This is a genomic window from Aeromonas sp. SrichE-2G, assembly GCF_017939565.1.
Taxonomy (GTDB): Bacteria; Pseudomonadota; Gammaproteobacteria; order Enterobacterales; family Aeromonadaceae; genus Aeromonas; species Aeromonas taiwanensis.
On the sequence record NZ_JAGKRG010000003.1, the window covers coordinates 15,468 to 40,751 of the forward strand.

A 25,284-nucleotide genomic window follows, 5' to 3' on the forward strand; every position below is an offset into this window, starting at 1 on the left:
GGCGTCCATTCTGCCACAGCCACCCGGCCATCGTAAGCGGCAGCGCCCGGGGCCGGGCAGGCGAGCCACGACACGGCAAGACATCCACGGAGTCGCTGCCATAGAATGGGTCTTTCGATGTACGCCACGAGGACCGACACGCCGCATGCCCAAACTCTTCTTTGCCCTGCCCCTGCCCGACCTGGCCCCCGAGCTGGTGGCCTGGCGCGACCAGCGCTCCTGGCCCGGCCAGCCGGTGCCCGAGAGTAACCTGCATCTGACCCTGGCCTTTCTCGGGGAGGCCGACGAGCGCACACAAGCCCGCCTGATCGCGGCCGCCGAGCGCCAGCACTGCCCCCCCTTCACCGTCACCCTGGATCAGACCGGCTGGTTCCAGCGGGCCAGGGCGGCCTGGGTGGGGCCCAGGGAGTGGCCGAACGAGCTGACCGTCCTGGCCCGGGCCCTGCGCCGCCACGGCGAAAAGCTCGGGCTGGGCAACGGCGAGCAGGGCTACCGCCCCCATGTCACCCTGGCGCGCAAGGCCACTGAAGCCCCCCGCGAGCTGCCCGCCCCCCACTTCCTGCTCGAGGCGGATCGCTTCTGCCTATATCAGTCCGTCAGCACCCAAGACGGCGTCCACTATGAACCGCTCGCCTGCTGGCCCCTGCGGGCCCGCGTCAAGACACCCGAGACCGAGGAGCCGGCCTGATGATCTTCGATCCCCCCCTGCAATCCGGGCTGCTCGTCAGCCGCTACAAGCGCTTCCTGACCGATGTGCAACTCGAAGGCGGCGAGCAGATTACCATCCACTGTGCCAACACCGGCGCCATGACCGGCTGCGCCCTGCCGGGCACCCGGGTCTGGTACTCCACATCCGACAACCCCAAGCGCAAGCTGCCGAGCAGCTGGGAGATCGCCGAGAGCCCGGCGGGCCACTTCATCTGCGTCAACACCGCCCGGGCCAACCAGATCGCCCGGGAGCTGATTGAGCAGGATGCCCTCGCGCCGCTCTCGGGCTATGCCCGGCTGCGCACCGAGGTGAAATATGGCGAGGAGAACAGCCGCATCGACTTGCTGCTGGAGGATGATCACAGACCGGATTGTTACATCGAGGTGAAATCCGTCACCCTGCTCGACGAGCGGGAACAGCCGGGCATGGGGTACTTCCCCGATGCCGTGACCACCCGAGGCGCCAAGCACCTGCGTGAATTGATGGCCATGAAGGCGGCCGGGCACAGGGCCGTGCTGCTGTTTATGGTGTTGCACTCCGGCATAACCAGGATGCGCCCTGCGGCCCACATCGATCCGCACTATAGTCAGCTTGTTGAGCAGGCGATCGCGGCAGGGGTTGAAATTTTATGCTATCGCCCCCATGTTGGGGTGCAGGGCATGGTGGCACAAGATTTTATCCCGTTTGAATCTGGCCATCTGCTACCCGAGGGCAGGGCATAAATATGGAAGTGGGTAACATTATTGACAAGGCTTGTTTGCCTCCCGTTGACCCTTCTGCTATAGATGTCGCCCTCAATTTATGGATGGCACGGGTAGCGTGCTGAATTAGGAGACAGGGCATGCCAACAGGCGAAAACAGGAAATCTCTGGGCCCCCTGGCCATTGCGGGTGTAGAGCCTTACCAGATGAAAGCCGGTGAGGAGTACATGAATGACCAACAGAAGGTTCATTTTCGCAAGATCCTGGGAGCCTGGCGCAACCAACTGATGCAGGAAGTTGACCGCACCGTTGACCACATGAAGGATGAGGCTGCCAACTTCCCGGATCCCGTGGATCGCGCCGCGCAGGAAGAAGAGTTTGCACTCGAGCTGCGCACTCGCGATCGTGAACGCAAGCTGATCAAGAAGATCGAGAAAACCCTGCTGCTGCTCGAAGAAGATGACTTCGGTTACTGCGAGCACTGCGGCATCGAGATCGGCATCCGCCGTCTGGAAGCCCGTCCGACCGCCGACCTCTGCGTCGACTGCAAGACGCTGGCCGAGATCAAGGAAAAACAGATGGCTGGCTGATGCCGCCCATCCCGTGAAGAAAGAAGGGAGCGTGCACGCTCCCTTTTTTATTGAGCTTTTGGCCGGGTCGTCCCAGAATGCAGCCTCAATGCATCGTTCACCCGAATTGCCATGGTCATGACTCCCCTCTCCCCCGACCGGCCCTATGTCGGCCGCTTCGCCCCCTCCCCGTCCGGTCCGCTCCACTTCGGCTCGCTCGTCGCCGCTCTCGGCAGCTTCCTGCAGGCCAGATCGCGGCAGGGCCACTGGCTGGTGCGCATCGAGGACATCGACCCCCCGCGGGAGATGCCGGGGGCGGCAGGCCTTATCCTGCAGACCCTGGAGGATCACGGCCTCGCCTGGGATGGGGAGGTGATGTACCAGAGCCGGCGCCACGAGCGCTACGACGAGATCATCGCGCGCCTCTACGACGCCGGGGATCTCTACTGGTGCCACTGCACCCGGCGTGAGATCATGGCATCGGGCGGCTTCTACAACGGTCACTGCCGCACCCTGGGGCTCGCGGCAGAGGGGTGCGCCGCCCGCTTGCGCCAGCACCACCCCGTCTATCGGTTCGAAGATGCGCTTCAGGGGGAGATCACTGTGCCGGCGGCCCTGGCGGAGGAGGACTTCATCGTCCGGCGCCGGGACGGCCTCTATGCCTACAACCTGGCGGTGGTGGTGGATGACATGGACAGCGGCATCACCGAGATAGTGCGCGGCGCCGACCTGCTGGAGCCCACGGTGCGCCAGATAGCCCTCTACCAGACCCTGGGAGCGCCGGTCCCCGCCTGGGTGCACCTGCCGCTGGCGGTGCTGGCGGATGGCAACAAGCTCTCCAAGCAGAACCATGCGCCGGCCCTGGCGCGCGACGAGCGCAGCCAGGCCCTGTGGCAGGCGCTGGCGTTTCTTGGCCAGTGCCCGCCTCCCGAGCTCAAGGCGGGCTCGGTGGACGAGATCATCGCCTGGGGTATCACCCACTGGCGGCTGGACAGAGTCCCCCGCCAGCAGAAGATCGCGCAGGGGCAGAACTAGCGCCCGCTGCATTTTGCCCCAAAGGACCCAATCAAGGGGAAGCAGGCCACACCGTTTCTCATTTGGTTGGGGCTGAGCGATGGCCAGAGCCCGCTGCCTTTCTTGCCCCAAAGGGCCCAATCAAGGGGAAGCAGGCCACACCGTTTCTCATTTGGTTGGGCTGAGCGATGGCCAGAGCCCGCTGCATTTCTTGCCCTAAAGAGCCCAATCTAGGGGAAGCAGGCCACACCGTTTCTCATTTGGTTGGGGCTGAGCTATGATAGGCCGCTATTTTTTTGGCCTCCCGTCAATTTGAAGTCATAACGAGGTGTACCATTTTTTCCCAGATCGCAAACTTTTGCCGCAAAGTGCTCGGCAAGGAAGACGGCGAGCAGTCGGTGGAGTCCCCCATTCCGGCCCGAGTAGCCGGACAACGCCGTACCTTGAGCCGTGACCAGCACCCGATTTCGCGCAAAGAGATCAGCGAGAATGCCCTCAAGGTGCTCTATCGCCTGAACAAGGGGGGCTACGAGGCCTACCTGGTCGGCGGCGGCGTCCGTGACCTGCTGCTCGGGAAGACCCCCAAGGATTTCGACATCGCCACCGACGCGACGCCGGAACAGATCAAGGCGCTGTTCAGCAACTGCCGCCTCATCGGCCGCCGCTTCCGCCTGGCCCACATCGTCTTTGGTCGTGACGTGATCGAAGTGGCCACCTTCCGGGGTCACCACCATCAGGTCAATACCAGCAAGCACGTGTCGGCCCAGTCGGATGAAGGCATGCTGCTGCGCGACAACGTCTACGGCACCATAGAAGAAGACGCCGAGCGCCGCGACTTCACCGTCAACGCCCTCTACTACAGCGCCAAGGACTTCACCCTGCACGACTTCGAGGGCGGGCTGGAAGACTTGGCCGAGCGCAGACTGGAGCTCATCGGCGATCCCGAGACCCGTTACCGGGAAGACCCGGTGCGCATGCTGCGCGCCGTGCGTTTCGCCGCCAAGCTGGACATGACCATCAGCCCGCGCACCGCCGCCCCCATCCGGGAGCTGGCGCCGCTGCTGCAGGACATCCCGGCCGCCCGCCTGTTCGAGGAGACCCTCAAGCTGTTCCTGGCTGGCGACGGTCTCGCCACCTACAAGCTGCTGCGCGAATACGGGCTGTTCCAGCCCCTGTTCCCCCAGGTCGCGGCCCTGTTCACCCCGCACGGCAACTCGCCCTACGAGCAGTTCATCGAGCAGGCGCTGATGGACACCGACGCCCGGGTCCGTGAAGAGAAACGCGTCACCCCCGCCTTCCTCTACGCCACCCTGCTGTGGGGCGCCGTCGAGGCCCGTGCCCGGGTGCTGGAAAACGAGAGCGGCCTGCCCTGGTACGACGCCTTCATGCTGGCCATCAACGAGGTGCTGGACGCCCAGGTGCGGATCATCGCCGTGCCGCGCCGCTTCACCACGGACGTGCGCGACATCTGGGCCCTGCAACAGCGGCTGACCCGCCGCCAGGGCAAGCATCCCGAGCGCGCCATGGAGCACCCGAAATTCCGCGCGGCGTTCGACTTCCTGCTGCTGCGCAACCGGGTCGAGCGCGGTCTCGGCGAGCTGGCCAGCTGGTGGGAGCGCTATGTGGCCTCCAACCCGGATGTGCGCCCGCAGCTGCAACGGGAGGCGACCCGCCGCCCTGCGAGCGGCGAACGCGCCGAATCCCGCAGCGGTGATGGCGAGAAGCGCAGCGGCAATGGCCGCAACCGTCGTCGCCCCCGCCGCCGCAAGCCGAAATCGGCAGAGTAAGGATCCGTCGATGATCGAGGTCTTCGTCGCCATCGGCTCCAACCTGGCCGAGCCCCTCGGCCAGGCTCGCCGCGCCATCGCCGCGCTGGCGACCCTGCCGGAGTCCGAACTGCTGCAGACCTCCCACCTTTACGGCAGCCGCCCCATGGGCCCTGCGGATCAGCCTGACTACGTCAATGCCGTGGCGCGGCTCCACACCCGGCTCGGCCCTCTGGCGCTGCTGGATGAGCTGCAGCGCATCGAGCTGGCGCAGGGACGGGTGCGCAAGGATGAGCGCTGGGGCCCGCGGACCCTGGATCTCGATCTGCTGCTGTACGGCGAAGAGATCATCCGGCATGAGCGCCTGACGGTGCCTCACTACGGCATGAAGGAGCGGGAGTTCGTGCTGCTGCCCCTGGCCGAAATAGCCCCCTCCCTGGTGCTGCCCTGCGGCACCCCGCTCACCGAACTGGTTGCCCGCTGCCCGCGCAATGGACTCGAGATCCTGGCCGGCGCGGCAGGCGAGTAGAGAAGAGTAGGAACAACGTCATGAGCAAAATCACCACCACCGGCCTGTTGAAAATGAAACAGGACGGCCAGAAAATCACCGCCATCACCGCCTATGATGCCACCTTTGCCAAGCTGTTTGACGACGAGGGCGCCCAGGTGCTGCTCATCGGTGACTCCCTCGGCATGGTACTGCAAGGGGGGGACGACACCCTGGCGGTCAGCATGGACGAGATGGTCTATCACACCCGCTGCGTGGCCCGCGGCACCAGCAAGGCCCTGGTCGTGGCTGACATGCCGTTCATGAGCTATGCCACCCCGGAGCAGACCTACCAGAACGCGGCGCGCCTGATGGCCGCCGGCGCCCGCATGGTGAAGATGGAAGGGGGCGACTGGCTGTGCGAGAGCATTCGCCACCTGACCCGCAACGGGGTGCCGGTGTGCGGTCACCTGGGGCTGACGCCGCAGTCCGTCCATGTGTTTGGCGGCTTCAAGGTGCAGGGGCGCGACGAGTTCCACGCCCAGGAGATCTACCGCCAGGCCCTGGAGCTGCAGGCCGCCGGCATCCAGCTGCTGGTGCTGGAGTGCGTGCCCGTCGCCCTGGCCGAGCGCATCACCAAGGCGCTGCGCATCCCGGTGATCGGCATCGGCGCCGGCCCGGCTACCGATGGCCAGATCCTGGTGATGCACGACGCCTTCGGCATCACCTCCGGCTATGTGCCCAAGTTCACCAAGAACTTCCTGGCCGAGACCGGTGACATGCGTGCCGCCATTCGTCTCTATGTGCAGCAGGTGAGCGACGGGACCTTCCCGGGCCCGGAGCACTGCTTCAACTGATGTGATGCCGTCATGCACGCGGGGGCCTGCGCCCCCGCGTCGCCCTCCCCTCTGACTGCATGACCCCTCTCTTTTTTGATTCCTCTGAAGGTGAACTGCCGATGTTGGTTGTGAACAATCCCGCCGCGCTGCGCGAACAGACAGGTCAATGGCATCGCGAAGGCCGTGCCATCGCATTCGTGCCCACCATGGGCAATCTGCACCAGGGCCATCTCACTCTGGTTGAAGAGGCCCGCCGCCATGGCGACAAGGTGGTGGTCAGCATCTTCGTGAACCCCTTGCAGTTCGACAAAGCAGAGGATCTCGCCAACTATCCGCGCACCCTGGAGCAGGACTGCGCCGCTCTGGAGGCCGCCGGGGTGGACATGGTCTTTACCCCGACCCCGGAAATCATGTATCCCCAGGGGCTCGCGAGCCAGACCTTCGTCGAGGTGCCCGGCCTCTCCAGCCTGCTGGAAGGGGCGCTGCGCCCGGGGCACTTCCGCGGGGTCAGCACCGTCGTCACCAAGCTCTTCAACCTGGTGCAGCCTGACGTGGCCTGCTTCGGCCAGAAGGACTACCAGCAGCTCGCACTCATTCGCAAGATGGTGGCCGACATGGCCATGCCCATCGAGATCGTGGGCGTGCCCACGGTGCGTGCCGAGGATGGCCTGGCGCTCTCCTCGCGCAACGGCTACCTGACCGCCGCCGAGCGCGCCCTGGCCCCCGAGCTCGCGCGCACCATGAACTGGATCGCCGAGCAGATCGAAGGGGGGGATCGTCACCTCCCCTCCCTGGTGGCCCGCGCCAGCCAGCGCCTCGACAACGCAGGCTTTCGGACCGATGCCATCGACATCGTCGATGCCGATACCCTCGAATCCGCCAGCGCCGAGAGCCAGCGCCTGGTGATCCTGATGGCCGCGTATCTGGGCAAGGCCCGCCTTATCGACAACCGCGTGGTCACCCTCAGGGGCTGATCGCGGCAAGGAGAGAAGATGTCCAAGAAGGTTTATTGCATCGCCCAGTTCCAGCCCAAGCCGGGCCAGGAGCAGGCCCTGTTCCGGGTCCTGCAGGGGCTCGAACCCAACACCCTGCGCGAGGATGGCTGCCTGCAGTACATCGTTACCCGCCACCTCCAAAGCCCCTTCGCCGAGGGGGAGAGTTTCCCCATCGTCTTCAACGAGATCTGGCGCGACATGGCGAGCTTCGAGGCCCACTGCCAGCGCAGCGAAATCAAGGGGTTCTTCGAGCGCTATTGCCTCGCCGATGACGGCCTGGCCGCCAAGTGGAACGTCTGCGTCTACAGCGACGAACCGGCGGACTATGACGCCCCGGCGCTCTGACGCCGAAACGTGCAAATAAAAAGGCGCCCGAGGGCGCCTTTTTGCTGGCCGGTTTGCGCCTCAGTGGCGCAGACCGGTGCCGCGGGAGATGAGCCACCAGGCCAGCCCGTACAGCACCAGGATGAAGCCGATGATGATGAGATAGGCGGTGCCGAGGGGCACGTCGGAGATGCCGAGGAAGCCGTAGCGGAACGCGTTCACCATGTAGATGATGGGGTTCACCTGGGAGACGCCCTGCCAGAACGGCGGCAGCAGGCTGATGGAGTAGAAGACGCCCCCCAGATAGGTCAGGGGTGTCAGGATGAAGGTCGGGATGATGCTGATGTCGTCGAACGACTTCGCGAACACCGCGTTGATGAGCCCCCCCAGGGAGAACAGGATGGAGGTCAGCAGCACGGTCACGCAGACGCTGAACAGATGGTGGATCTGCAGCGGCACGAAGAACAGCGACACCAGGGTGACGATGAGGCCGACGCAGAGGCCGCGTGCCACGCCACCGCCCACATAGCCGGCGATGATGATGTAGTTCGGCACCGGGGCCACCAGCAGCTCCTCCACGTTGCGCTGGAACTTGGCGCTGTAGAAGGAGGAGGCGACGTTGGAGTAGGAGTTGGTAATGACCGACATCATGATGAGGCCGGGCACGATGAACTCCATGTAGCTGAAGCCCCCCATGTCACCGATGCGCGACCCGATGAGGTTGCCGAAGATGACGAAGTAGAGGCTCATGGTGATGGCGGGCGGCACCAGGGTCTGGATCCAGATCCGGGTGAAGCGGCTCACCTCCTTGGCCAGGATGCTCTTGAAGGCGATGTAATAGGTCATGGGGTTCATGCTTTGCGACCCTCCTCTACCAGATTGACGAACAGCTCTTCCAGCCGGTTTGCCTTGTTGCGCATGCTCAGCACCTGCACCCCCTGGGCGGAGAGCTGCTCGAACAAGCTGTTGAGGGACTGGCTCTTCTCCAGCTCCACCTCCAGGGTGTGCTCGTCCTGCATCCGGCCGTTGAACTCGGGCAGATTCGGCGCCCGGCTGCCCGGCACCAGATCCAGCAGGAAGGTCTCGCGGCCCAGCTTGCCGAGCAGGCTCTTCATGCTGGTGTTCTCGATGAGGCGTCCCTTGTCGATGATGCCGATGTTGCGGCACAGCATCTCCGCCTCTTCCAGGTAGTGAGTGGTGAGGATGATGGTCACCCCCTGCTCGTTGAGCTCCTTGAGGAAGCTCCACATGGAGCGGCGGATCTCGATGTCCACCCCGGCGGTCGGCTCATCCAGGATCAGTAGCTTGGGTTCGTGCATCAGGGCACGGGCGATCATCAGCCGGCGCTTCATGCCACCGGAGAGGGTACGGGCCGCCATGTCGCGCTTGTCCCAGAGATCGAGCTGGCGCAGGTACTTCTCGGCGCGCACCTTGGCCTCGGCCTTCGGCACACCGTAGAAGCCGGCCTGGTGAGTCACTATCTGGCTCACCTTCTCGAACATGCTGAAGTTGAACTCCTGGGGCACCAGGCCGAGCTGGGCCTTGGCCATCTCCAGATCGGTGTCGATGTCGTAGCCAAACACCTTCACCTTGCCCTGGGTCTTGTTGACCAGGGAGCTGATCACACCGATGGTGGTGGACTTGCCGGCTCCGTTCGGACCGAGCAGGGCGAAAAAATCCCCCTGCTTGACGGTGAGATCGATACCCTTGAGGGCTTCGACGCCCCCCTGATAGGTCTTCTTCAGACCGCTGATTTCCAATGCGTTCATTGCAACCCCTGTGATGGATGAGCCCATCCCGAGACAGAAAAGGCGGCCAAGGCCGCCTGCAAGCAGTCGATGGTGAAACGCCATCCTGCTTTCGCCACTGTGAGCCTGGCTTATTCCTGCGGAACGACCTTGCCGATGAACGGCAGATTACGATATTTCTGGGCGTAGTCGATACCACAGCCCACCACAAATTCGTCCGGAATGGAGAAACCGATCCAGTCTACCGGAACCTGCACCTCGCGGCGGGACGGTTTGTCCAGCAGGGTGCAGATGGCCAGGGACCTGGGTTCACGCAGAGAGAGGATTTCGCGCACCTTGTTGAGGGTGTAGCCGGTGTCGATGATGTCCTCGACGATCACCACGTCCTTGCCTTTGATGTCGTCATCCAGATCCTTGAGGATGCGCACGTCGCGGGTGCTGTGCATGCCGGAGCCATAGCTGGAGGCGGTCATGAAGTCCAGGGTGATGGGCAACTGGCACTGGCGGCAGAGGTCGGCCAGGAAGACGCAGGAGCCGCGCAGGAGGCCGATCATGACCACTTCTTCGGAGCCCTGGTAACGGGCGGTGATCTCTTCACCCAGTTTGGCGATGCGGGCTGCGACCTCGGCCTCGGGGATCATCACCTCGACAATGTGTTTCATCACATACTCCAATAATGGCCAAAGGGTTATTGGCCGTTCATTAACACCAAAACCGAGGATTCTACCACTCCAACCGAGAGGCGTCAGGCATACGTGATGCTTTTATCGGCTTATTTTACTTGATAGAGTTAGCAAGCCTTCGGGCATTATCGGTGACAATACTATAAACACCATAATCAATAACTATTAGATGAAAATACTATGGAACCACGCGCAGAAATAAGACGTCGAACCCGGCTGTCGCCGGAGGCTCGTCGGGATCAATTGATGGAGTGTGCCGTCGAGGTATTTTCCCGCCGCGGCATCGGCCGTGCGGGGCATGCCGAGATTGCCGAACAGGCCAAAGTCTCCGTCGCCACTGTTTTCAACTATTTCAATACCCGTGAAGATCTGGTCGATGAAGTACTGACGGAGATCGAAGCCTACGTCCAGCAGATCCTTGATCAGGCCTACAACGGCCAGGGATCCGCCAGGGAGTGCATCCACCGCCATGTGAAACTCGCCGTCGATGCGGCCTATGACATGCCGGACCATGCCAGCATCTGGCTGGAATGGAGCTCCTCGGTGCGGGAAGAGGTGTGGCCCCGCTACACCCGGTTGCTGGACAAGATGATGGCCATGATCACCCCCCGTCTCCAGACCGCCATGGACAACGGCGAGATCAAGAGCGTGCTGTCGGCTCAGGATCTGGCCCGCTCCCTGACCGGCTTTGGCTACGTCATGATGCAGATGATCAATCAACCCCAGCGTCCGAACCGGGAAGAGGTGACCGATTTCCTGTTCAAGTACGTGACGGCCCCCATCCAGGCCTGATGTTCCCCCTAACAGAAGCGGCGCCGACCTTCGCAGGTCGGCGCCGCTTCTTTTTATCCGCCTCGCGCCCTATCAAGGCTGGGCATAGCCCCAGCGGTGGGTCAGCTCGTGGGCGATCCCGAGGTGATCCAGGATCCGCGCCACCATGAAATCCACCAGATCCTCGATGCGCTTCGGCTCGTGATAGAAGCCGGGCGCCGCAGGCATGATGGTCACTCCAAGACGGGCGAGCTTGAGCATGTTTTCCAGGTGGATCGCCGAGAAGGGGCTCTCGCGGGGCACCAGGATGAGCTGGCCGCGCTCCTTGATCACCACGTCCGCCGCCCGCTCCAGCAGGTTGTCCGAGGCGCCGCTGGCGATCGCCGAGACAGTGCCCATGGAGCAGGGACAGACCACCATCTGTTTTGGCGCAGCCGAGCCAGAAGCGACCGGTGAGAACCACTCCGCCGATCCGCAGGCTACTATCTGCCCCTCCTTGGCGCCATATTGACGACAGAGGTAGGCGGATAACTCCTTGGGACCACCCGGCCACTCCTGCTGCTGCTCGGTCTTGAGCACCACGCGGGCGGCGGAGGAGGCGAGCAGGTAGACCTTGTAGTCCGCCTGCACCAGACACTCCAGCAGGCGCAGGGCATAGGGAGCGCCGGAGGCGCCGGTCAGCGCCAGGGTAATGGCCTTGTTCATCATGCCTCTTGCCGTTCCTGGAGGCGGGCGATCAGCTTGCCATGGATGCCGCCGAAGCCGCCGTTGCTCATGATCAGAATATGATCCCCCGCGCGGCTCTCGGCCACCAGGGTGTCAATCAGCCCATCCAGATCGTCGAAGACCCGGGCCGGACGGCGCATGTGGGCGGTCACCTCGCCGAGATCCCAGCCGATGTTGGGAGGCTGGAAGAAGAGCACCTCGTCGGCACCGTCGAAGCAGCCCGCCAGCTCCTCCTTGTGCACCCCCAGCTTCATGGTGTTGGAGCGCGGCTCCAGCACCGCCAGGATGCGGGCCTTGCCTACCTTGGCGCGCAGGCCGCCGAGGGTGGTCTCGATGGCGGTGGGGTGGTGCGCGAAGTCGTCATAAACGCTGACACCCGCGACCTCGCCCTTGAGTTCCATCCGTCGCTTGGGGGACTTGAACCGGCACAGGGCAGCAATGCCGTGCTCCACCATGACGCCCGCATGACGGGCGGCGGCGATGGCCATCAGGCCGTTGTTGACGTTGTGCTCGCCGATGCACTCCCAGCGCACCTCCCCCTGCTTCTCGCCATCCAGCCACACCTCGAAGGCGGAACCGTCGTCGGCCAGCTTGACCGCCTTCCACTTGGCGTCGTCCTGACCCACCAGCTCCACCTCGCTCCAGCAGCCCATCTCGCGCACGGCGGTGAGGTTGTCATCTGCCTGGGGGAACAGCACCCGGCCGTTGCTCGGCACGGTGCGCATCAGGTGGTGGAACTGGCGCTGGATGGCGGCGAGATCCGGGAAGATGTCCGCATGGTCGAACTCCAGGTTGTTCATCACCAGGGTGCGCGGATGGTAGTGGACGAACTTGGATCGCTTGTCGAAGAAGGCGCAGTCGTACTCGTCCGCCTCGATGACGAAGAAGGGGGCAGAGCCCAGGCGCGCGGAGACCGGGAAGTTGCCCGGTACGCCGCCGATGAGGAAACCGGGTTCGAGCTTGGCGTACTCCAGCACCCAGGCCAGCATGCTGGCGGTGGTGGTCTTGCCATGGGTGCCCGCCACGGCCAGCACCCAGCGATCCTGCAGCACGTGCTCCAGCAGCCACTGGGGGCCGGAGATATAGGGCAGGTTGCGATCCAGCACATACTCCACGCAGGGGTTGCCACGGCTCATGGCATTGCCGATGACCACCAGATCCGGGGCCGGGTCGAGCTGGGAGGGATCATACCCTTCGGTCAGTTCGATGCCCTGCTGCTCGAGCTGGGTGCTCATGGGGGGGTAGACGTTGGCGTCCGAGCCGGTGACCCGATAGCCAAGCTGCTTTGCCAACACCGCCAGACCACCCATGAAGGTGCCGCAGATCCCGAGAATGTGAATGTGCATACCACTGCCTTTTCCAGTAAAGGGAGTGCGCATTCTAGGATCTGTTGACCTGATGGCACAAGCCGCGACCATGGCGAGAGGAGAGTCGGCCATGGCAAGACGACAGAAATCGGACAATGCCGGGAGAGATGGCATCCCTGCACCCGGCTCCCTGCCCTCGAAATATGGTCATTTCACGGGACATCGCTATAATGTCGGCCTGCAAACTTGACTCCAACACTCAAAGGAAACGTCATGAGCCTGAACCTGGTACCGGCCGGCAAGAGCCTGCCTGACGACATCTACGTCATCATCGAAATCCCGCAGAACGCCGACCCGATCAAATACGAAGTCGACAAGGACAGCGGCGCCATCTTCGTTGACCGCTTCATGTCCACCCCGATGTTCTACCCGTGCAACTACGGTTATGTGAACGCCACCCTGTCCCTGGACGGGGATCCGGTCGACGTGCTGGTTCCGACTCCCTACCCGCTGCTGGCCGGCTCCGTCATTCGCTGCCGCCCGGTCGGCGTGCTGAAGATGACCGACGAATCTGGTGAAGACGCCAAGATCGTGGCCGTGCCGCACTCCAAGCTGACCAAGCAGTACGATCACATCCAGGATGTGAACGATCTGCCCGAGCTGTTGAAAGCCCAGATCCAGCACTTCTTCGAGCGCTACAAAGAGCTGGAAGCGGGCAAGTGGGTCAAGGTCGAAGGCTGGGGCGACAAGGCCGCTGCCGAAGCAGAGATCAAGACCTCTGCCGAGCGTTACGCTGCCAAATAAGCGTATCCTTGGTGAAAAAGGCGCCTCAGGGCGCCTTTTTTATTGGTCGTTGCGGGGACGGACCGGGAGGGTCCCCCTGAATGTAGAGGTCGCGCCCGTTTTGCCGATAGGGGCGGTAATAGTCGTCACCACAGCGGTACTCCTGCCCGGCGCCCCCCACCACCTCGCAATTGACCGGCAGCACCTCCAGCCACTTGACGGCCTGCTGGAAGCGCAGCCACTCCTGCCACTCATGCTCCCGCGCCAGTTTATCCCGCAGCGCGAAGGTGTCCGCGCTGGAGAGCCCCTGATTGACGATGACCTGCCCTGCCTGTGCCGACGACGTTCCCAACACCAGCAGAAGCACTGGAACCAGCTTCATGATCATTTCCCGCATGACTTATTTCCCAAATTAAATTTAAAACCAAATCAGACTATTACCAATATTCCCATCACCAGACCAATCCAAATGCCGGTCACTCACCTAGTTGTTTATTATCGACCCTGGCTGGACGCACACCATGAAACTGGCATTAGGGCTGCTGTGGAGCCTGCTTCTCGGTTCTACTGCGGGGGCCAACGAGATCAATCTGAGCTGGCAGTGGCAATCCGCCGACGGGCAGCGCAAGCACCTGCAACTGACCAAGGATGAGCGCGTCTTCTCCGCCAGCCGCCACGAGATGACGCAACTCGATACCGCCCTCAACTTCCCGCTGGAGACGCTCTACTCCTACATCAGCCCCCGCCTCTACAACAGCATCAACCAGATCAACGAGCACAGCCCCGAGACCGCGACCAAGTTCCGCAACCTGGAGCAGGCATTCACCCTGCACGACAGCAGCTTCGAATCCATCCAGTTCTGGCAGGCCTACCGGCAATATCAGGAGGATGCCTTCTACCAGATGCGCGTCCAGCCCTGCATCCACCCGGCCAATCAGAAACTGCCCTGCGTGCGTCCCAACTATTCCCAGCTGTTCTACCAGTTCAAGGGGGATCTCAAACCCCTGGCCCGGCAGTTTCTGGCCAAGGACCTCGCCACCAGCGTCGCCCTGGTGCAGGAGTGGCTGAGCGGCATCCCCACCCCACCCGAGCAGATGGACCACTTCGCACCGCCCTTGCAAGCCTTGCAGGCCAACAAGGCCGACAGCGACGAGAAGGCGCTGCTGATGGCCAGCCTCCTGGCCGAGCTCGCGCCGCAATACAGTCTCAGCATCATCTACCCGAACATCAGCATCGGTAGCGTCTCGCCGGCCTGGCTCGCCATCACGGCGGACAGCGGCCTGCAAGGGGATACCCTAGTGATCGGCAACCAGCGCCACGTGCTGCTGACCGGCTCCCCCCTGCTGGCCCAGCAGATGACCATGGCCCAGATCCCCCTGGTGAGTGAACCCCTCTACTGAACACCGCCATCAATATTTGATTTTCAGCGGCATCGTGCCATCCTTGCCGCCCTCCTTCGGGGGCGGGAAAAATCACTGGCACAGCCACCACCTTACCCTGCGAGGATTTAACACTTTTTAAACAGATCCGATCAGTTTAGGATGTCCAGGGTCCCATTCCCTCGATCCAAAAATCGTTATAACATCACAAAGGAGTGTCATACGGATGAAACATCTCGTGCTTACTCTGGCGCTGCTGCCAACCCTGGCCATGGCTCACAACTTCAAGGAGTCGGCCCAGGTGCCGCTGGTCAATATCAGCGACAGCGGGGAGCTGGTGCTCAAAGAGAAAGAGATCGGCTATCAACCCTGGCAGAGCAAGGTGTTGAACGGCAAGGTCTTCCTGATCCAGCACATCGCGGGTCGCTCCAGCGCCAAGGAGCTGAACGCCCCCATGATCGAGGCGATCAAGGCGGCCAAGCTGCCCCACGACAAGTACCAGACCGTGACCATCATCAACAGCAATGATGCCATCTGGGGCACGTCCGGCTTTGTGAAGAGCAGCGCCGAGGACAGCAAGAAGGAGTTTCCCTGGTCCTCCATGGTGCTGGATGCCAAGGGCATGGCCCGCAACGCCTGGGATCTCGCACCGGAGAGTTCGGCCATCATACTGCTGGATAAAGAGGGCAAGGTGCTGTTTGCCAAAGATGGCCAGCTCGATGCCACCGAGATAACCAAGGTGATGGGGCTCATTCAGTCCCACATCTGAGTCAGAGAAGAGGGGCGCTGATGGCGCCCCTTTCATAGGGGTCTATGGGTCGTACCAAGCTGAAGATCTGGTTGTTGCTGCTGGGCTGGTTGTGGTTGCAACCGGTGCTGGCGCAGCATCCGCTCGAAGCCGACCTGCCCGGTCACAGTCACGCCTGCATCCTCTGCGCCCTGCATCTGGATGGCAAGCTGGCGCTGACGCCGACCCTGCCCGCCCCGCTTTTGCAGACTACCGCCGGCCTGCTCGCCGACGCACACCTGCCCGCCATAGCGACCACCCCGTCGACCCGCTGCCGTATTCGTGCCCCGCCACTGCTTCATCCCTTCTCCGGTTAAATCTATTTCTTCCAATTTTTTCAAAGGATTAACGATGAAAGCAGTCACCCTGTTGCTGGCCGCTGCCGCTTTTGGCGCCCAGGCTAACCACGATGAACACGACAGTCACGGCCACGGTGCCCACGAACACGGCCACGGCCACCTCAATCTGGTGCTCGACGGCAAGCAGCTGATGATCGAGTTGCAGGCCCCCGCCGCCGACCTGGTGGGTTTCGAACACGCCGCCAGGAGCGATGAGGAGAAGGCCCGCTATGCCGAGGCCATGACCCTGCTCAAGCAGCCCGACGCCCTCTTTCACCTCGACCCGGCCGCCGGTTGCACCCTGACCCAGCAGGAGCTCAATGTCCCCAAGGAAGATCACGATCACGATCACGACCATGACCATGACCATGACCATGACAAGGCTGCCAGCGATCACGATGACCACCATCACGATGACGCCGGTCATGCCGATCTCGGGGCCATGTATACCTACACCTGCGAGACCCCGGCCAAGCTGACCGGCCTGGAGGCCACCCTGTTTGGCCGCTACCCGAGCCTGGAGAAGCTGAGCGTGCAGGGCATACTGCCCACCGGCCAGACTGCGGCCGAGCTCACCCCGTCCGCCAACAAGCTGAGCTGGTAACGCCATGAACAATGCCGTGGTTGAGATCCGCGATCTGGCCTTTGCCTGGCCGGGTCACGAGGCTGTCCTCGATCTGCCCGCCCTTCGTATCCAGGAGGGGGAGCGCGTCTTCATCAAGGGGCCGTCGGGCTGTGGCAAGTCCACCCTGCTCGGCCTGCTGGCCGGGATCCAGACCGCCGACCACGGCACCCTGGAGGTGCTGGGCCAGCCCCTGGCCCGGCTCTGTGGCCGTGCCCGCGACCAGTTCCGGGCGGCCAATCTGGGATACATCTTCCAGCAGTTCAACCTGCTGCCGTTTTTATCCGTGCAGGACAACGTGACCGCAGCCCTCACCTTCTCCCCCGCCAAGCGGGCTCGCCTGAAAGGGAGCCCGGAGCAGGAGGCCCGCCGCCTGCTGGGGGAACTGCAACTACCGGTGGATGCGCTGCACAGACCCGTCCATGCCCTCAGCATCGGCCAGCAGCAGCGGGTGGCCGCCGCCCGGGCCCTCATCGGCTCGCCGCCGCTGGTGATCGCCGACGAGCCCACCTCGGCCCTCGACACCGACAACCGGGCCGCCTTCATCAAGCTGTTGTTCGAGGAGTGCGACCGGCAGGGCTCGACCCTGGTCTTCGTGAGCCACGACCCTTATCTGGAGCCGCTCTTCCCACGGGTGGAGAACCTGCAACAGCTCAACCGGAGGGCCGCATGATGACCCGCACCTGTTTGTCCGCCTTCCCCCGCCACGCCTCGCCGCGGAGGTGCGCATGCTGACCCTCGCCCTCAAGAGCCTCTGGGCCCGCCGCCTCACCGCCGGGCTCACCCTGCTGGCGGTCGCCATCAGCGTCACCCTGCTGCTCGGGGTGGAGCGGGTGCGCAGCCAGGCGCGCGACAGCTTCGCCAACACCGTCTCCGGCACCGATCTCATCGTCGGCGCCCGCTCCGGCCAGGTGAACCTGCTGCTCTACTCGGTGTTTCGCATCGGCAACCCCACCAACAACGTGGGGTGGGAGGCCTATCAGGCCATCAAGGCCAGGCCCGGCATCGCCTGGACCATTCCCCTCTCCCTTGGCGACTCCCACAAGGGATTCCGGGTGCTCGGCACCAACGGGGACTACTTCACCCACCTGAAGTACGGCCAGCAGCAGTCCCTGCAGCTGCGCGAGGGGCGGCCGTTCGAGACGCCGTTCGAGGCGGTGCTCGGTGCCCAGGTGGCCGAAAAGCTCGGCTACAAGCTGGATCAAGCCATCGTCATCGCCCACGGCGCCGGTAACACCTCCTTCAGCCAGCACGACAACCTGCCGTTCAAGGTGGTGGGGATACTGGCGCCGACCGGCACTCCCATCGATCGCACCATCCATGTGCCGCTGGCGGGGATAGAGGCTATTCACCTCGGCTGGGACACCGGCCGCCACAGCAAGAACGTCACCCCCGAGCAGGCGCTGGCGCAGGATCTGACCCCCAAGACCATCACCGCCTTTATGGTGGGCCTCAGCAACCGGATATTGGCGTTCCAGCTGCAACGCGGCATCAACACCTACCCGCAGGAGCCCCTGATGGCGATCCTGCCTGGGGCCGCCCTGCAGGAGCTCTGGGGGCTGATGAGCGTGGCAGAGACAGCTCTCTCGGTCATCGCGGGCTTTGTGGTGGTGGCGGGGCTCATCGGCATGTTGACCACCCTGCTCGCCGGCCTCAACGAGCGGCGCCGCGAGCTCGCCATCCTGCGTTCCCTGGGGGCTGGCCCCGGCCACCTCTTCCTGCTGCTGGCGCTGGAAGCCATGGCCCTCACCGCCGCAGGCATCACCCTCGGGGTAGCCGCGCTCTATCTCGGCCAGGGGCTTGCCACCCCCTGGCTGCTCAGCCACTATGGCCTGCAATTGAGCCTGGGGTTGCCGAGTGCCTACGAATGGCAACTGCTGGGGCTGGTCTGGCTGGCGGGCATGGTCATCGGCCTGCTCCCCGCCGCCCGCGCCTACCGTTACAGCCTGAGCGATGGCATGAGCATCCGGATATGACGATGACAAGGTGGACGGGGGCTGACCGCCGCCCGCGTCCACTCTGCGTTACAGCCTGAGCGATGGCATCCGCGTCTAGAGCGCGACCTCACCCAACAGAAAAGGACAGAAAATGAAGTGGAACATAGTGGCGCTGCTGGCCAGCCTGCTGGTACTGCCCGCCATGGCAGCCGATTACAAGACCATCGACTGGGATGTGCTCATCCCGGAAGGGGAGAAGCTGCTGCCCCCGCCCCAGGTGAGCCATGACGGCAACCTGGCCTCGGTGCCCCAGCCTGTGGGGGGCGTCAACAAGAAGCTCGACCAGCAGGAGGTGCGCATCCCGGGCTTCGTGGTGCCCCTGGAAGGGGATGCCAAGACGGTCACCGCCTTCCTGCTGGTGCCCTACTTCGGCGCCTGCATCCACGTGCCGCCGCCCCCCACCAACCAGGTGATCTACGTGAGCTACCCCAAGGGAGCGCCGGTGGATGACCTCTGGGACGCCATCTGGGTCAAGGGCAAGATGCGCACGGTCAGCTCAAGCCACGAGATGGCCACCGCCTCCTACTCCATGGAGGCGGTCGAGGTCAGCGTCTACGAAGAGTGACCCCTATGGCCTCCCCCGGGAGGCCATTTCTTTATGCCGTGACGGCCCCGCCAAGGGGATTGTTCATGGGCCCGGTTGGAGTAACATTCACTACCAGACCCTGCCATCACGGAGCCAGCATGGCTGACCTGCCCCCCAAGAAAGAGAGTTCCATCCTGAGCAGCCAGGAGCAGACCCTGCGCCTGGCCCGCAGCCGTGGCATCGATGGCATGCTCACCCGCAACAGCGACAGCACCTTCGAGCAGCGCGCCCAGTTTCGCCAGCTGGCGGAGCTGGCCGCCCGCCAGCGCAACCTGGAAGCCATCATGGTGATGGCCACCCGCCACTGCGCAGAGACGGCCGCCGGCGGCGAGATGGACGGCGACTGGCTGACCCGCTTCCTGCAACTGGCGGAAGACATCAGCATGGTGCCCATGCAGCAGCTGTGGGGGCGGATCTTCGCCCTGGAGGTGGCGACCCCGGGTCGCTTCTCCATCCGTGCCCTCAATACCCTCAAGGAGATGACCCAGCGGGAGGCCCAGCTGTTCCAGCGGATCTGCGCCCTCTCCTGCCACTACGAGGGGAGCGACGAGCAGCGCCTGCTGCTCGGCATGCACAAGGGGGCGGGTCTGCTGAGCCGCGCCAAGGTCACCCGCATGGGGCTCGGCAAATACCGGGTGCCCTACAGCGCCCTGCTGTTGCTGTGCGATCTCGGCCTGCTGCACCGTGGCGAACTCGAATCCGGTCCCCTGCCCGCCGACGGCGTCGAGCTGGCCTTCGGCAACCAGCGCTGGCGCCTGCGCCTGCGCCAGAGCAACCTCACCCTGCTCTACTACCGGCTCACCCCCATCGGCAACGAGCTCGCCCTCTTGCTGGAGGAACCGCCTCTCGAAGAGTACCTGCAGGATCTCAAGACCCTGCTCTCCACCCACCTGCTGATCGAGACCCAGATCCCCGCGAGCACGGCCGACACGCCCGCCTGATCTCTTCGGTACCCGGGGCGGCCCCTTGCCAAATTGCGAAACCGCCCCCGCCGTTGCCAAAATGGCTCTCAAAAAGCGAATCGATTCAAGCCGCTACCGAGACCCTGCCGCCCCTTTTGGCTCTTTACGGACCTGGGTCGAACATTATTCGCCTTGAGCGCCTTTTGAGCGTTTTCGGCCACTCTGGTGCACGACTTGCAACGGGACTCATCACCTCGTCACAGTCGGACACTGCCATGAGAATCAACCAACCCGTTACCCAGCGTGAGCGCCTCTACCCCGAGCACCAGAACCTCATCTCCACCACGGATCTGGATAGTCGCATCACCTATGCCAACGACGAGTTCTGCCAGATAGCTGGCTTCACCCTGGCGGAGCTGCAGGGCGCGCCGCACAACCTGGTACGCCACCCCGACATGCCGCCCCAGGCCTTCGCCGACATGTGGGCCCACCTGCGAGAGAGGAAGAGCTGGATGGGCCCGGTCAAGAACCGCTGCAAGAACGGGGACCACTACTGGGTCAACGCCTTCGTAACCCCCATTCAGGACGCGAGCGGCAAGGTGGTGGAGTACCAGTCCGTGCGCACGGCGCCGGACGAGGGGGTCAAGCAGCGGGCAGAACGCGTCTACGCCGCGCTGCGCGAGGGCAAGGCCCCCCTGGCACTGCGCCTGCCCCCCTTCTCCCACACCCTGGGGATCCTCCTCTGCCTGCTGCTGGGCCTCGCGGCCCTGCTTGCCTTCGGCTACCAGCAGGGCATCGGCTACCAGCAGGGCATCGGCTGGCCCCTTGGCCTCGGCGCCCTGCCCCTGGTGCTGGCGCTCGTCATCAACCAGGTCCTCTCCCGCCGCCTCGCGCGACTCGACAGCCTGGCCCGCAGCCGCTTCGACAATCCCTTGATGCAGCTGCTCTACACCGGCCGGGTCGATCGCCTGGCCGCCGTCGAGCTCGCCATGAAGATGAACCAGGCGGAGTTCAATGCGGTGCTGGCCCGCACCCAGCAGACCTGCCAGCAGATCCTGACATCCGCCCAGACGGATCTGCATAACGCCGAGACCATCACGGGCAACCTGCAGCAGCAACAGGCCCAGACCAGCCAGGTGGCGACAGCCATCACCCAGATGGCAGAGTCCATCCGCGAGGTCTCCCACAGCTCGACCGCCGCCTCCGACCGGCTGGACGAGACCGCCGACCTGTTCCGGGAGGGCAATCGCAGCGTGCAGGCCACCATCGAAGAGGTGGAGGGGATGCACGGCGAGCTCATCACCTCCCGCGCCGTGATCGAGGCCCTGGCCGGCCAGTGCCGGGCCATCGACGGCATCCTGGACGTCATCAACAACATCGCCAACCAGACCAACCTGCTGGCCCTCAACGCCGCCATCGAGGCGGCCCGGGCCGGCGAGGCGGGCCGCGGCTTCTCGGTGGTGGCGGACGAGATCAGATCCTTGGCCATCAAGACCCAGTCCTCCACCGGCGAGATCCAGAAGATGATAAGCCTCTTGCAAGCCAGTGCCGGGGATGCGGAGCAGGCCATGGCGCAAGGGGAGAAGCTCTCCGCCAGCTGCCGCCTCAAGGCCGCCGCCACCGGTGACGTGCTGCAACAGATCAGCGATCGCCTGCTGCAGGTGGCCGCCGGCAGCAACCAGATCGCCCAGGCGGTGCAGGAGCAATCCCAGGTCACGGCCGACATAGACCGCAGCGTGCTCAGCATCAAGACCCTGGCGGACGACTCCAGCCAGGGCAGCCGCCACGCTGTGCAGGGCATAGTCCAGCTGGTGCGCCAACTCGGCGAGCTGGAGCGACTGGTGCGCCAGTTCCAGCCACACCCGGCCCCGCCCTCCCCTGCCAGCGGCCCCGAGCTGACCATAAAAGCCCCCGCGGCCCTCGCCGCCCGCTGACAAGAGCCCAGAAGACAAAGGGGCCCGGCATCGCCAGATACCGGGCCCCTTGCGCGAATGTCCCCCTGATAGCGCCGACAGCAGCCCCTGTCCCAGCGCCCTGTCGCACCGGCCATGGCATAGCGCCCTCGCAGGGTCGAGGGGCGCATCACCGAGCACGTCGGCCCCCCATCAATGCCCGACCAGATTCTCACTCCAGATAGCAACCGCCCCATTCCCATGCACCCTGGGCGCGGGGACGCCCCATCACCCCACCATGTCACTCAATTTATTGATCTTGCCCGAGAAACGACCAATTTCCCCTTCCCTACCCGGCCCCGTTCGGTAACATGGTCGTTTGGAAACCCTCTCGTCGGAGTCAGCCATGAGCCAGACCAGAGCCACACCGCAGGGAAAGCGCAGCAGGCTGGAGGCTGGAATTCAGGGGCGGTAGCGTGTTTTTTGCCAGTTGGTACAGAGCGCAGCGACGCCCAACAGACAAGCATGGTCACATGAACCAGAGTGGGATAAAGATGGATGGGGTCGAACGGTAACTAAAAATAGGTGATGCAACCAAAGTCAGACTGGACTTCCAGCCACGTTGTATTGCTCCTGATGAGGTTGATGTCCCTCTCGGTTTTGGCGTTGAAATTCTATTTTCTGCTGCACACATGATCGATATTGAACGACCACCTCAAGAGTATATTGATTGGCAATGAGGTCAAAAGCCAGAGGGAACCTGGTCACGAAACGGATGCACAATCGATGGGTAAAAAGAAACTTTCATCGCTCGGTGTTTTCAGTCCCATTGACCTAAATGGTTATTTTTGTTGCCGCAGAGTTTAGCGGTCGTATGTTATCAGCCCCTTGATGGGCATTACTATTCACAAGGACGTGTCATGAAAAAATCCTCTATTGGTGCTGTGTTTTTACTTAGTTCAAGTGCGTTAGCCAACCCATATAAAAGTGAATTTGTTGATGTGGCATTTCAAATACAAGAAGGAAAGAATACATTTCAACTGGTCTGTCAACCCAAGCTCACCATGGGGGAGCTGCCCAAAAACTGGGTTGATACTTGCAATGAGATTGGCAAGAAGTTTTTGGAGTTGGCTGTCGAAAGCGGAATGAAGGTCGACCCCATTGACAACGCGTTTGGTTTGGCTGGTGAACTTGCTCAAAAAATGTCGAGTGACTTACCAGAAAATGTTGTCCCCACACAAATTATTAGCCGTGAATTTGGTGGTTAATCGCTGATAACAAGGCGTGAGTACCAATAAAAGCCAGGCTAGCCCGTAGGTTCGAATAGCGCAGCGTATTCGGACAATCGCGAATAACCCCGCAACGATATAAGCAAGGATCGGGCCCCCCTTGCGGGGCTGATATCGGCCTCCTTGAGGTGGCGCAAGGCTCGCCGCTGCCACTATAAGTGAATTTATGGGTTTTCCGCTGATGACCCAATTTTTCTTATAGTGGCTGCTGCCAGCACACAAATGCTTGTAGCGACCCCCATCTGCGCTCTATTTGCTGCTTACGGCTTGCAGCCAGAGTGACTACCCGGTTGCCGGGATAACTCCGCCTTCAGACGCCACAACTCATGTAAGACGGCGCAACTGAGCAGCTACAGGTAGTTCCCCAGCCTTAGAGCAGCCAGCAACTCCTCCACCACAGGCCTCCATCGGCTTACCGGCGTTAAGTAAGTGGATGTCTGGATTCTCCGGCGCCTCATAGGCGGAGTCGATACCGGTGAAATTGCGGATTTTGCCCCCACGCCTTCTTGTAGGGGCCTTGGGATAGCGGCGAGCAGTGCATCGACATTCTCCTCGATAAACCCATTAGTCAAGTTGGTGGGTTTCTCTGATTTTTCGGGCCCTCCTTAGTCACATAGGTAGCACTATATTTTTACCTCCAATTAGCTGATACAAGGTAAAGGGAAAGCCTATCAGAAAGAGAATTCTTAGAGCCCTATATTGATACGCCACCAATACATGGAACAAGTATGATAATTGAATGTCCGAAATGTTTTAAAAAAAATAATTTACATCTAAAAGCAAAAGTTAAATGTGGCCATTGCCAAGAAGAATTAACAGGAAGCACTTCTAAAAAACCTATTATGTCAGGCGGTGCTATATTAGTTATTGGCCTTGTGAGTGGACAAGTGGCTGATTTTGTTTTGTTTGATAATCGATATCCAATGCACGTCGAGTATTCTATTGTTGATGCATGTGCCAACTCAAATCCAGAGCTGGTAAGTAAAAATATCTATATTGATAGAAGGAATGTTTGTTTATGTGCAATGCAAGACACTATGAATGAGATTTCATACATTAGATACAAGGCTGATAAAGAAAGCTTTTTATCAGCATTTCGAAAAAACTCTAATGAGTGTATGAGGCGGGAAGGCTAGCTTCACCGCCTTTTCTTATCTAGAGTTATTTTCCACTTTTTGAAGGTGCGTTTCCTCTTCCTCCTCCTGAGGGATTACCTGTCGTCGACGGCCAGTTACCACCTGTTCCGGTGTGTGAAGAAGGGCCTCGACTACTTCCCCCCTTACCAGTATTACCTGCATTACCTGAATGTGAAGTGCTACCTTTTGCCATATCTCATCACTCCCTATATAAGTTCACATGTCCAGAGTCAGGCTGGACATGTCAACACTAATGATGATGTGGGGGACATTTGGAGACAAAGATGCAACCAGATGATTTTGCAGCAACAATTAAAAATGAGATATCTAGAATAGGCTGGAGCCTTAATGATTTTGTCAGGGAGTATGATAAGCATCACTCATATAAATCAAAGCTCACCATTGACTCGCTAAAAAAACAGTTATCAAGAAGAACGACCAACCAAGTTTTACTTAAAAATTACCTTAACTTCATCTATCAGCATGAGGCATGGAGGAAGCTTGATAATATCAAGCCCTTGTTTATAGATGATAAACTTGAGGATGAGTTCATTCTTGAAATGGCCAAAATATCATGTGAAATCACAAAGAAAATAAAAAAAATCTAATTTCCGCCACCGTCTGAACGCAACAATCTGGCATACAGTTTGGTAAGTACTCATCTCGGTCACAGACAGATTTGCTTTTCCTGGACCACCTGCGCCGAGGAAACAATGCACTGTCGTGAGACAGGAGTTTCGAGAGACGGAAAGTAAATGTAATCCCTTTAAATAACACTGTCAGAACTGTATCAGGGGGAATTAGAGGTGCTCGACAATATAGAGCTAATCTGCGGAGGGAATCATTTATTTTCATGTTTATTGCGCCTAAGTTCAGCCAGCAATAGACAAGGGGGCAAACACCCCCTTGTTTATCAACACTCAACGCAGACAAT

29 protein-coding genes and 1 pseudogene are annotated in these 25,284 nt (G+C 61.6%); 23 read left to right on the plus strand and 7 right to left on the minus strand.

Annotation, left to right across the window (positions count from 1 at the left end; translation table 11 throughout):
* The first annotated feature begins 145 nt into the window (after nucleotides 1-145).
* The 9 genes from thpR (at nucleotide 146) to J9885_RS01105 (ending at nucleotide 7,425) form a co-directional block, all read left to right on the plus strand.
* On the plus strand, nucleotides 146-688 hold the full coding sequence (gene thpR / locus J9885_RS01065; protein ID WP_210547814.1) for an RNA 2',3'-cyclic phosphodiesterase: 543 nt from the start codon (nucleotides 146-148) through the stop codon (nucleotides 686-688).
* Entirely contained in the window at nucleotides 688-1,431 is a 744-nt protein-coding gene (gene sfsA, locus J9885_RS01070) for a DNA/RNA nuclease SfsA (RefSeq protein WP_043764200.1), read from the plus strand. Before thpR ends, sfsA begins: the two co-directional genes overlap by 1 nt.
* Nucleotides 1,432-1,550: 119 nt before the next feature.
* Nucleotides 1,551-2,000: an RNA polymerase-binding protein DksA gene (gene dksA, locus J9885_RS01075; RefSeq protein WP_029314801.1), complete on the plus strand. Its 450-nt coding sequence runs from the start codon at nucleotides 1,551-1,553 to the stop codon at nucleotides 1,998-2,000.
* Between the two features lie 111 nt (nucleotides 2,001-2,111).
* Nucleotides 2,112-3,014 (plus strand): tRNA glutamyl-Q(34) synthetase GluQRS, encoded by a 903-nt coding sequence (gene gluQRS / locus J9885_RS01080; protein WP_210547815.1) that lies wholly within the window; start codon nucleotides 2,112-2,114, stop codon nucleotides 3,012-3,014.
* Nucleotides 3,015-3,289: 275 nt separating this feature from the next.
* Entirely contained in the window at nucleotides 3,290-4,780 is a 1,491-nt protein-coding gene (gene pcnB / locus J9885_RS01085) for a polynucleotide adenylyltransferase PcnB (RefSeq protein ID WP_210547816.1), read from the plus strand.
* Nucleotides 4,781-4,790: 10 nt separating this feature from the next.
* A complete protein-coding gene (gene folK / locus J9885_RS01090) occupies nucleotides 4,791-5,288 on the plus strand; it encodes a 2-amino-4-hydroxy-6-hydroxymethyldihydropteridine diphosphokinase (protein WP_134697006.1) in 498 nt (165 codons plus the stop codon).
* A 20-nt stretch (nucleotides 5,289-5,308) separates the two neighbouring features.
* Nucleotides 5,309-6,103, plus strand: coding sequence for a 3-methyl-2-oxobutanoate hydroxymethyltransferase (gene panB, locus J9885_RS01095; protein ID WP_134697007.1), 795 nt, complete (start codon nucleotides 5,309-5,311; stop codon nucleotides 6,101-6,103).
* A gap of 101 nt (nucleotides 6,104-6,204) precedes the next feature.
* Nucleotides 6,205-7,059: a pantoate--beta-alanine ligase gene (panC, locus tag J9885_RS01100; protein WP_134697008.1), complete on the plus strand. Its 855-nt coding sequence runs from the start codon at nucleotides 6,205-6,207 to the stop codon at nucleotides 7,057-7,059.
* Nucleotides 7,060-7,077: 18 nt separating this feature from the next.
* A complete protein-coding gene (locus J9885_RS01105; RefSeq protein ID WP_134697009.1) occupies nucleotides 7,078-7,425 on the plus strand; it encodes a putative quinol monooxygenase in 348 nt (115 codons plus the stop codon).
* Nucleotides 7,426-7,485: 60 nt separating this feature from the next.
* On the opposite strand, the gene J9885_RS01110 is transcribed toward J9885_RS01105, so the two are convergent.
* The 3 genes from J9885_RS01110 to hpt all read right to left on the minus strand — a co-directional run bounded on the left by J9885_RS01110 (nucleotide 7,486) and on the right by hpt (nucleotide 9,814).
* Complete coding sequence (locus J9885_RS01110) at nucleotides 7,486-8,259, minus strand: ABC transporter permease (protein WP_043764194.1); 774 nt, start codon at nucleotides 8,257-8,259, stop codon at nucleotides 7,486-7,488.
* The gene (locus J9885_RS01115; RefSeq protein WP_043764193.1) at nucleotides 8,256-9,173 is read right to left on the minus strand and encodes an ABC transporter ATP-binding protein; all 918 of its coding nucleotides are present in this window, start codon (nucleotides 9,171-9,173) and stop codon (nucleotides 8,256-8,258) included. The genes J9885_RS01110 and J9885_RS01115 overlap by 4 nt, the downstream gene beginning before the upstream one ends.
* Before the next feature lie 110 nt (nucleotides 9,174-9,283).
* Complete coding sequence (gene hpt, locus J9885_RS01120; protein WP_043764192.1) at nucleotides 9,284-9,814, minus strand: hypoxanthine phosphoribosyltransferase; 531 nt, start codon at nucleotides 9,812-9,814, stop codon at nucleotides 9,284-9,286.
* 201 nt (nucleotides 9,815-10,015) lie between these two features.
* Here hpt and J9885_RS01125 point away from each other — a divergent pair, with 201 nt between their 5' ends.
* Nucleotides 10,016-10,627: a TetR/AcrR family transcriptional regulator gene (locus tag J9885_RS01125; RefSeq protein ID WP_043764191.1), complete on the plus strand. Its 612-nt coding sequence runs from the start codon at nucleotides 10,016-10,018 to the stop codon at nucleotides 10,625-10,627.
* A gap of 72 nt (nucleotides 10,628-10,699) precedes the next feature.
* On the opposite strand, the gene J9885_RS01130 is transcribed toward J9885_RS01125, so the two are convergent.
* Both J9885_RS01130 and mpl read right to left on the minus strand, forming a co-directional pair.
* Nucleotides 10,700-11,311, minus strand: coding sequence for a flavin prenyltransferase UbiX (locus J9885_RS01130; protein ID WP_210547817.1), 612 nt, complete (start codon nucleotides 11,309-11,311; stop codon nucleotides 10,700-10,702).
* On the minus strand, nucleotides 11,311-12,678 hold the full coding sequence (gene mpl, locus J9885_RS01135) for a UDP-N-acetylmuramate:L-alanyl-gamma-D-glutamyl-meso-diaminopimelate ligase (RefSeq protein ID WP_210547818.1): 1,368 nt from the start codon (nucleotides 12,676-12,678) through the stop codon (nucleotides 11,311-11,313). The genes J9885_RS01130 and mpl overlap by 1 nt, the downstream gene beginning before the upstream one ends.
* Nucleotides 12,679-12,912: 234 nt before the next feature.
* Between mpl and ppa the strand changes: the two genes are divergently transcribed.
* Entirely contained in the window at nucleotides 12,913-13,443 is a 531-nt protein-coding gene (gene ppa / locus J9885_RS01140; protein WP_005335667.1) for an inorganic diphosphatase, read from the plus strand.
* A 25-nt stretch (nucleotides 13,444-13,468) separates the two neighbouring features.
* Here the strand turns inward: ppa and J9885_RS01145 are convergent, their stop codons facing one another.
* Nucleotides 13,469-13,819 carry a hypothetical protein gene (locus J9885_RS01145; protein ID WP_210547819.1) on the minus strand — a complete coding sequence of 117 codons (351 nt, stop codon included), beginning with the start codon at nucleotides 13,817-13,819 and terminating at the stop codon, nucleotides 13,469-13,471.
* A 124-nt stretch (nucleotides 13,820-13,943) separates the two neighbouring features.
* Here J9885_RS01145 and J9885_RS01150 point away from each other — a divergent pair, with 124 nt between their 5' ends.
* The 10 genes from J9885_RS01150 (at nucleotide 13,944) to J9885_RS01195 (ending at nucleotide 23,193) form a co-directional block, all read left to right on the plus strand.
* The gene (locus tag J9885_RS01150; protein ID WP_210547820.1) at nucleotides 13,944-14,822 is read left to right on the plus strand and encodes a hypothetical protein; all 879 of its coding nucleotides are present in this window, start codon (nucleotides 13,944-13,946) and stop codon (nucleotides 14,820-14,822) included.
* 205 nt (nucleotides 14,823-15,027) lie between these two features.
* Nucleotides 15,028-15,570, plus strand: coding sequence for a YtfJ family protein (locus J9885_RS01155; RefSeq protein WP_043764188.1), 543 nt, complete (start codon nucleotides 15,028-15,030; stop codon nucleotides 15,568-15,570).
* A gap of 44 nt (nucleotides 15,571-15,614) precedes the next feature.
* Complete coding sequence (locus J9885_RS01160; RefSeq protein ID WP_210547821.1) at nucleotides 15,615-15,905, plus strand: hypothetical protein; 291 nt, start codon at nucleotides 15,615-15,617, stop codon at nucleotides 15,903-15,905.
* Nucleotides 15,906-15,939: 34 nt separating this feature from the next.
* Nucleotides 15,940-16,530, plus strand: coding sequence for a DUF2796 domain-containing protein (locus J9885_RS01165; RefSeq protein ID WP_210547822.1), 591 nt, complete (start codon nucleotides 15,940-15,942; stop codon nucleotides 16,528-16,530).
* Nucleotides 16,531-16,534: 4 nt separating this feature from the next.
* Nucleotides 16,535-17,221, plus strand: a complete 687-nt coding sequence (locus tag J9885_RS01170; protein ID WP_210547823.1) for an ABC transporter ATP-binding protein — start codon at nucleotides 16,535-16,537, stop codon at nucleotides 17,219-17,221.
* Between the two features lie 55 nt (nucleotides 17,222-17,276).
* Nucleotides 17,277-18,524, plus strand: coding sequence for an ABC transporter permease (locus J9885_RS01175; protein WP_210547824.1), 1,248 nt, complete (start codon nucleotides 17,277-17,279; stop codon nucleotides 18,522-18,524).
* A gap of 112 nt (nucleotides 18,525-18,636) precedes the next feature.
* Nucleotides 18,637-19,110 carry a DUF3299 domain-containing protein gene (locus J9885_RS01180; RefSeq protein ID WP_210547825.1) on the plus strand — a complete coding sequence of 158 codons (474 nt, stop codon included), beginning with the start codon at nucleotides 18,637-18,639 and terminating at the stop codon, nucleotides 19,108-19,110.
* A gap of 119 nt (nucleotides 19,111-19,229) precedes the next feature.
* Entirely contained in the window at nucleotides 19,230-20,072 is an 843-nt protein-coding gene (locus tag J9885_RS01185) for a TIGR03899 family protein (RefSeq protein ID WP_210547826.1), read from the plus strand.
* A 236-nt stretch (nucleotides 20,073-20,308) separates the two neighbouring features.
* A complete protein-coding gene (locus tag J9885_RS01190; protein WP_210547827.1) occupies nucleotides 20,309-21,967 on the plus strand; it encodes a PAS domain-containing methyl-accepting chemotaxis protein in 1,659 nt (552 codons plus the stop codon).
* Nucleotides 21,968-22,845: 878 nt separating this feature from the next.
* Nucleotides 22,846-23,193, plus strand: a complete 348-nt coding sequence (locus tag J9885_RS01195; protein ID WP_042864969.1) for a hypothetical protein — start codon at nucleotides 22,846-22,848, stop codon at nucleotides 23,191-23,193.
* Nucleotides 23,194-23,564: 371 nt separating this feature from the next.
* Here J9885_RS01195 and J9885_RS01200 read toward each other — a convergent pair.
* A pseudogene (locus J9885_RS01200) lies at nucleotides 23,565-23,721 on the minus strand (adenylyl-sulfate kinase); the annotation flags it as partial.
* Nucleotides 23,722-23,942: 221 nt separating this feature from the next.
* On the opposite strand from J9885_RS01200, the gene J9885_RS01205 reads away from it, so the two are divergent.
* Together J9885_RS01205 and J9885_RS01210 are read left to right on the plus strand one after the other, a co-directional pair.
* Nucleotides 23,943-24,350 (plus strand): hypothetical protein, encoded by a 408-nt coding sequence (locus tag J9885_RS01205; protein ID WP_210547828.1) that lies wholly within the window; start codon nucleotides 23,943-23,945, stop codon nucleotides 24,348-24,350.
* 284 nt (nucleotides 24,351-24,634) lie between these two features.
* Nucleotides 24,635-24,958, plus strand: coding sequence for a hypothetical protein (locus tag J9885_RS01210; protein ID WP_210547829.1), 324 nt, complete (start codon nucleotides 24,635-24,637; stop codon nucleotides 24,956-24,958).
* Nucleotides 24,959-25,284 lie beyond the last annotated feature (326 nt).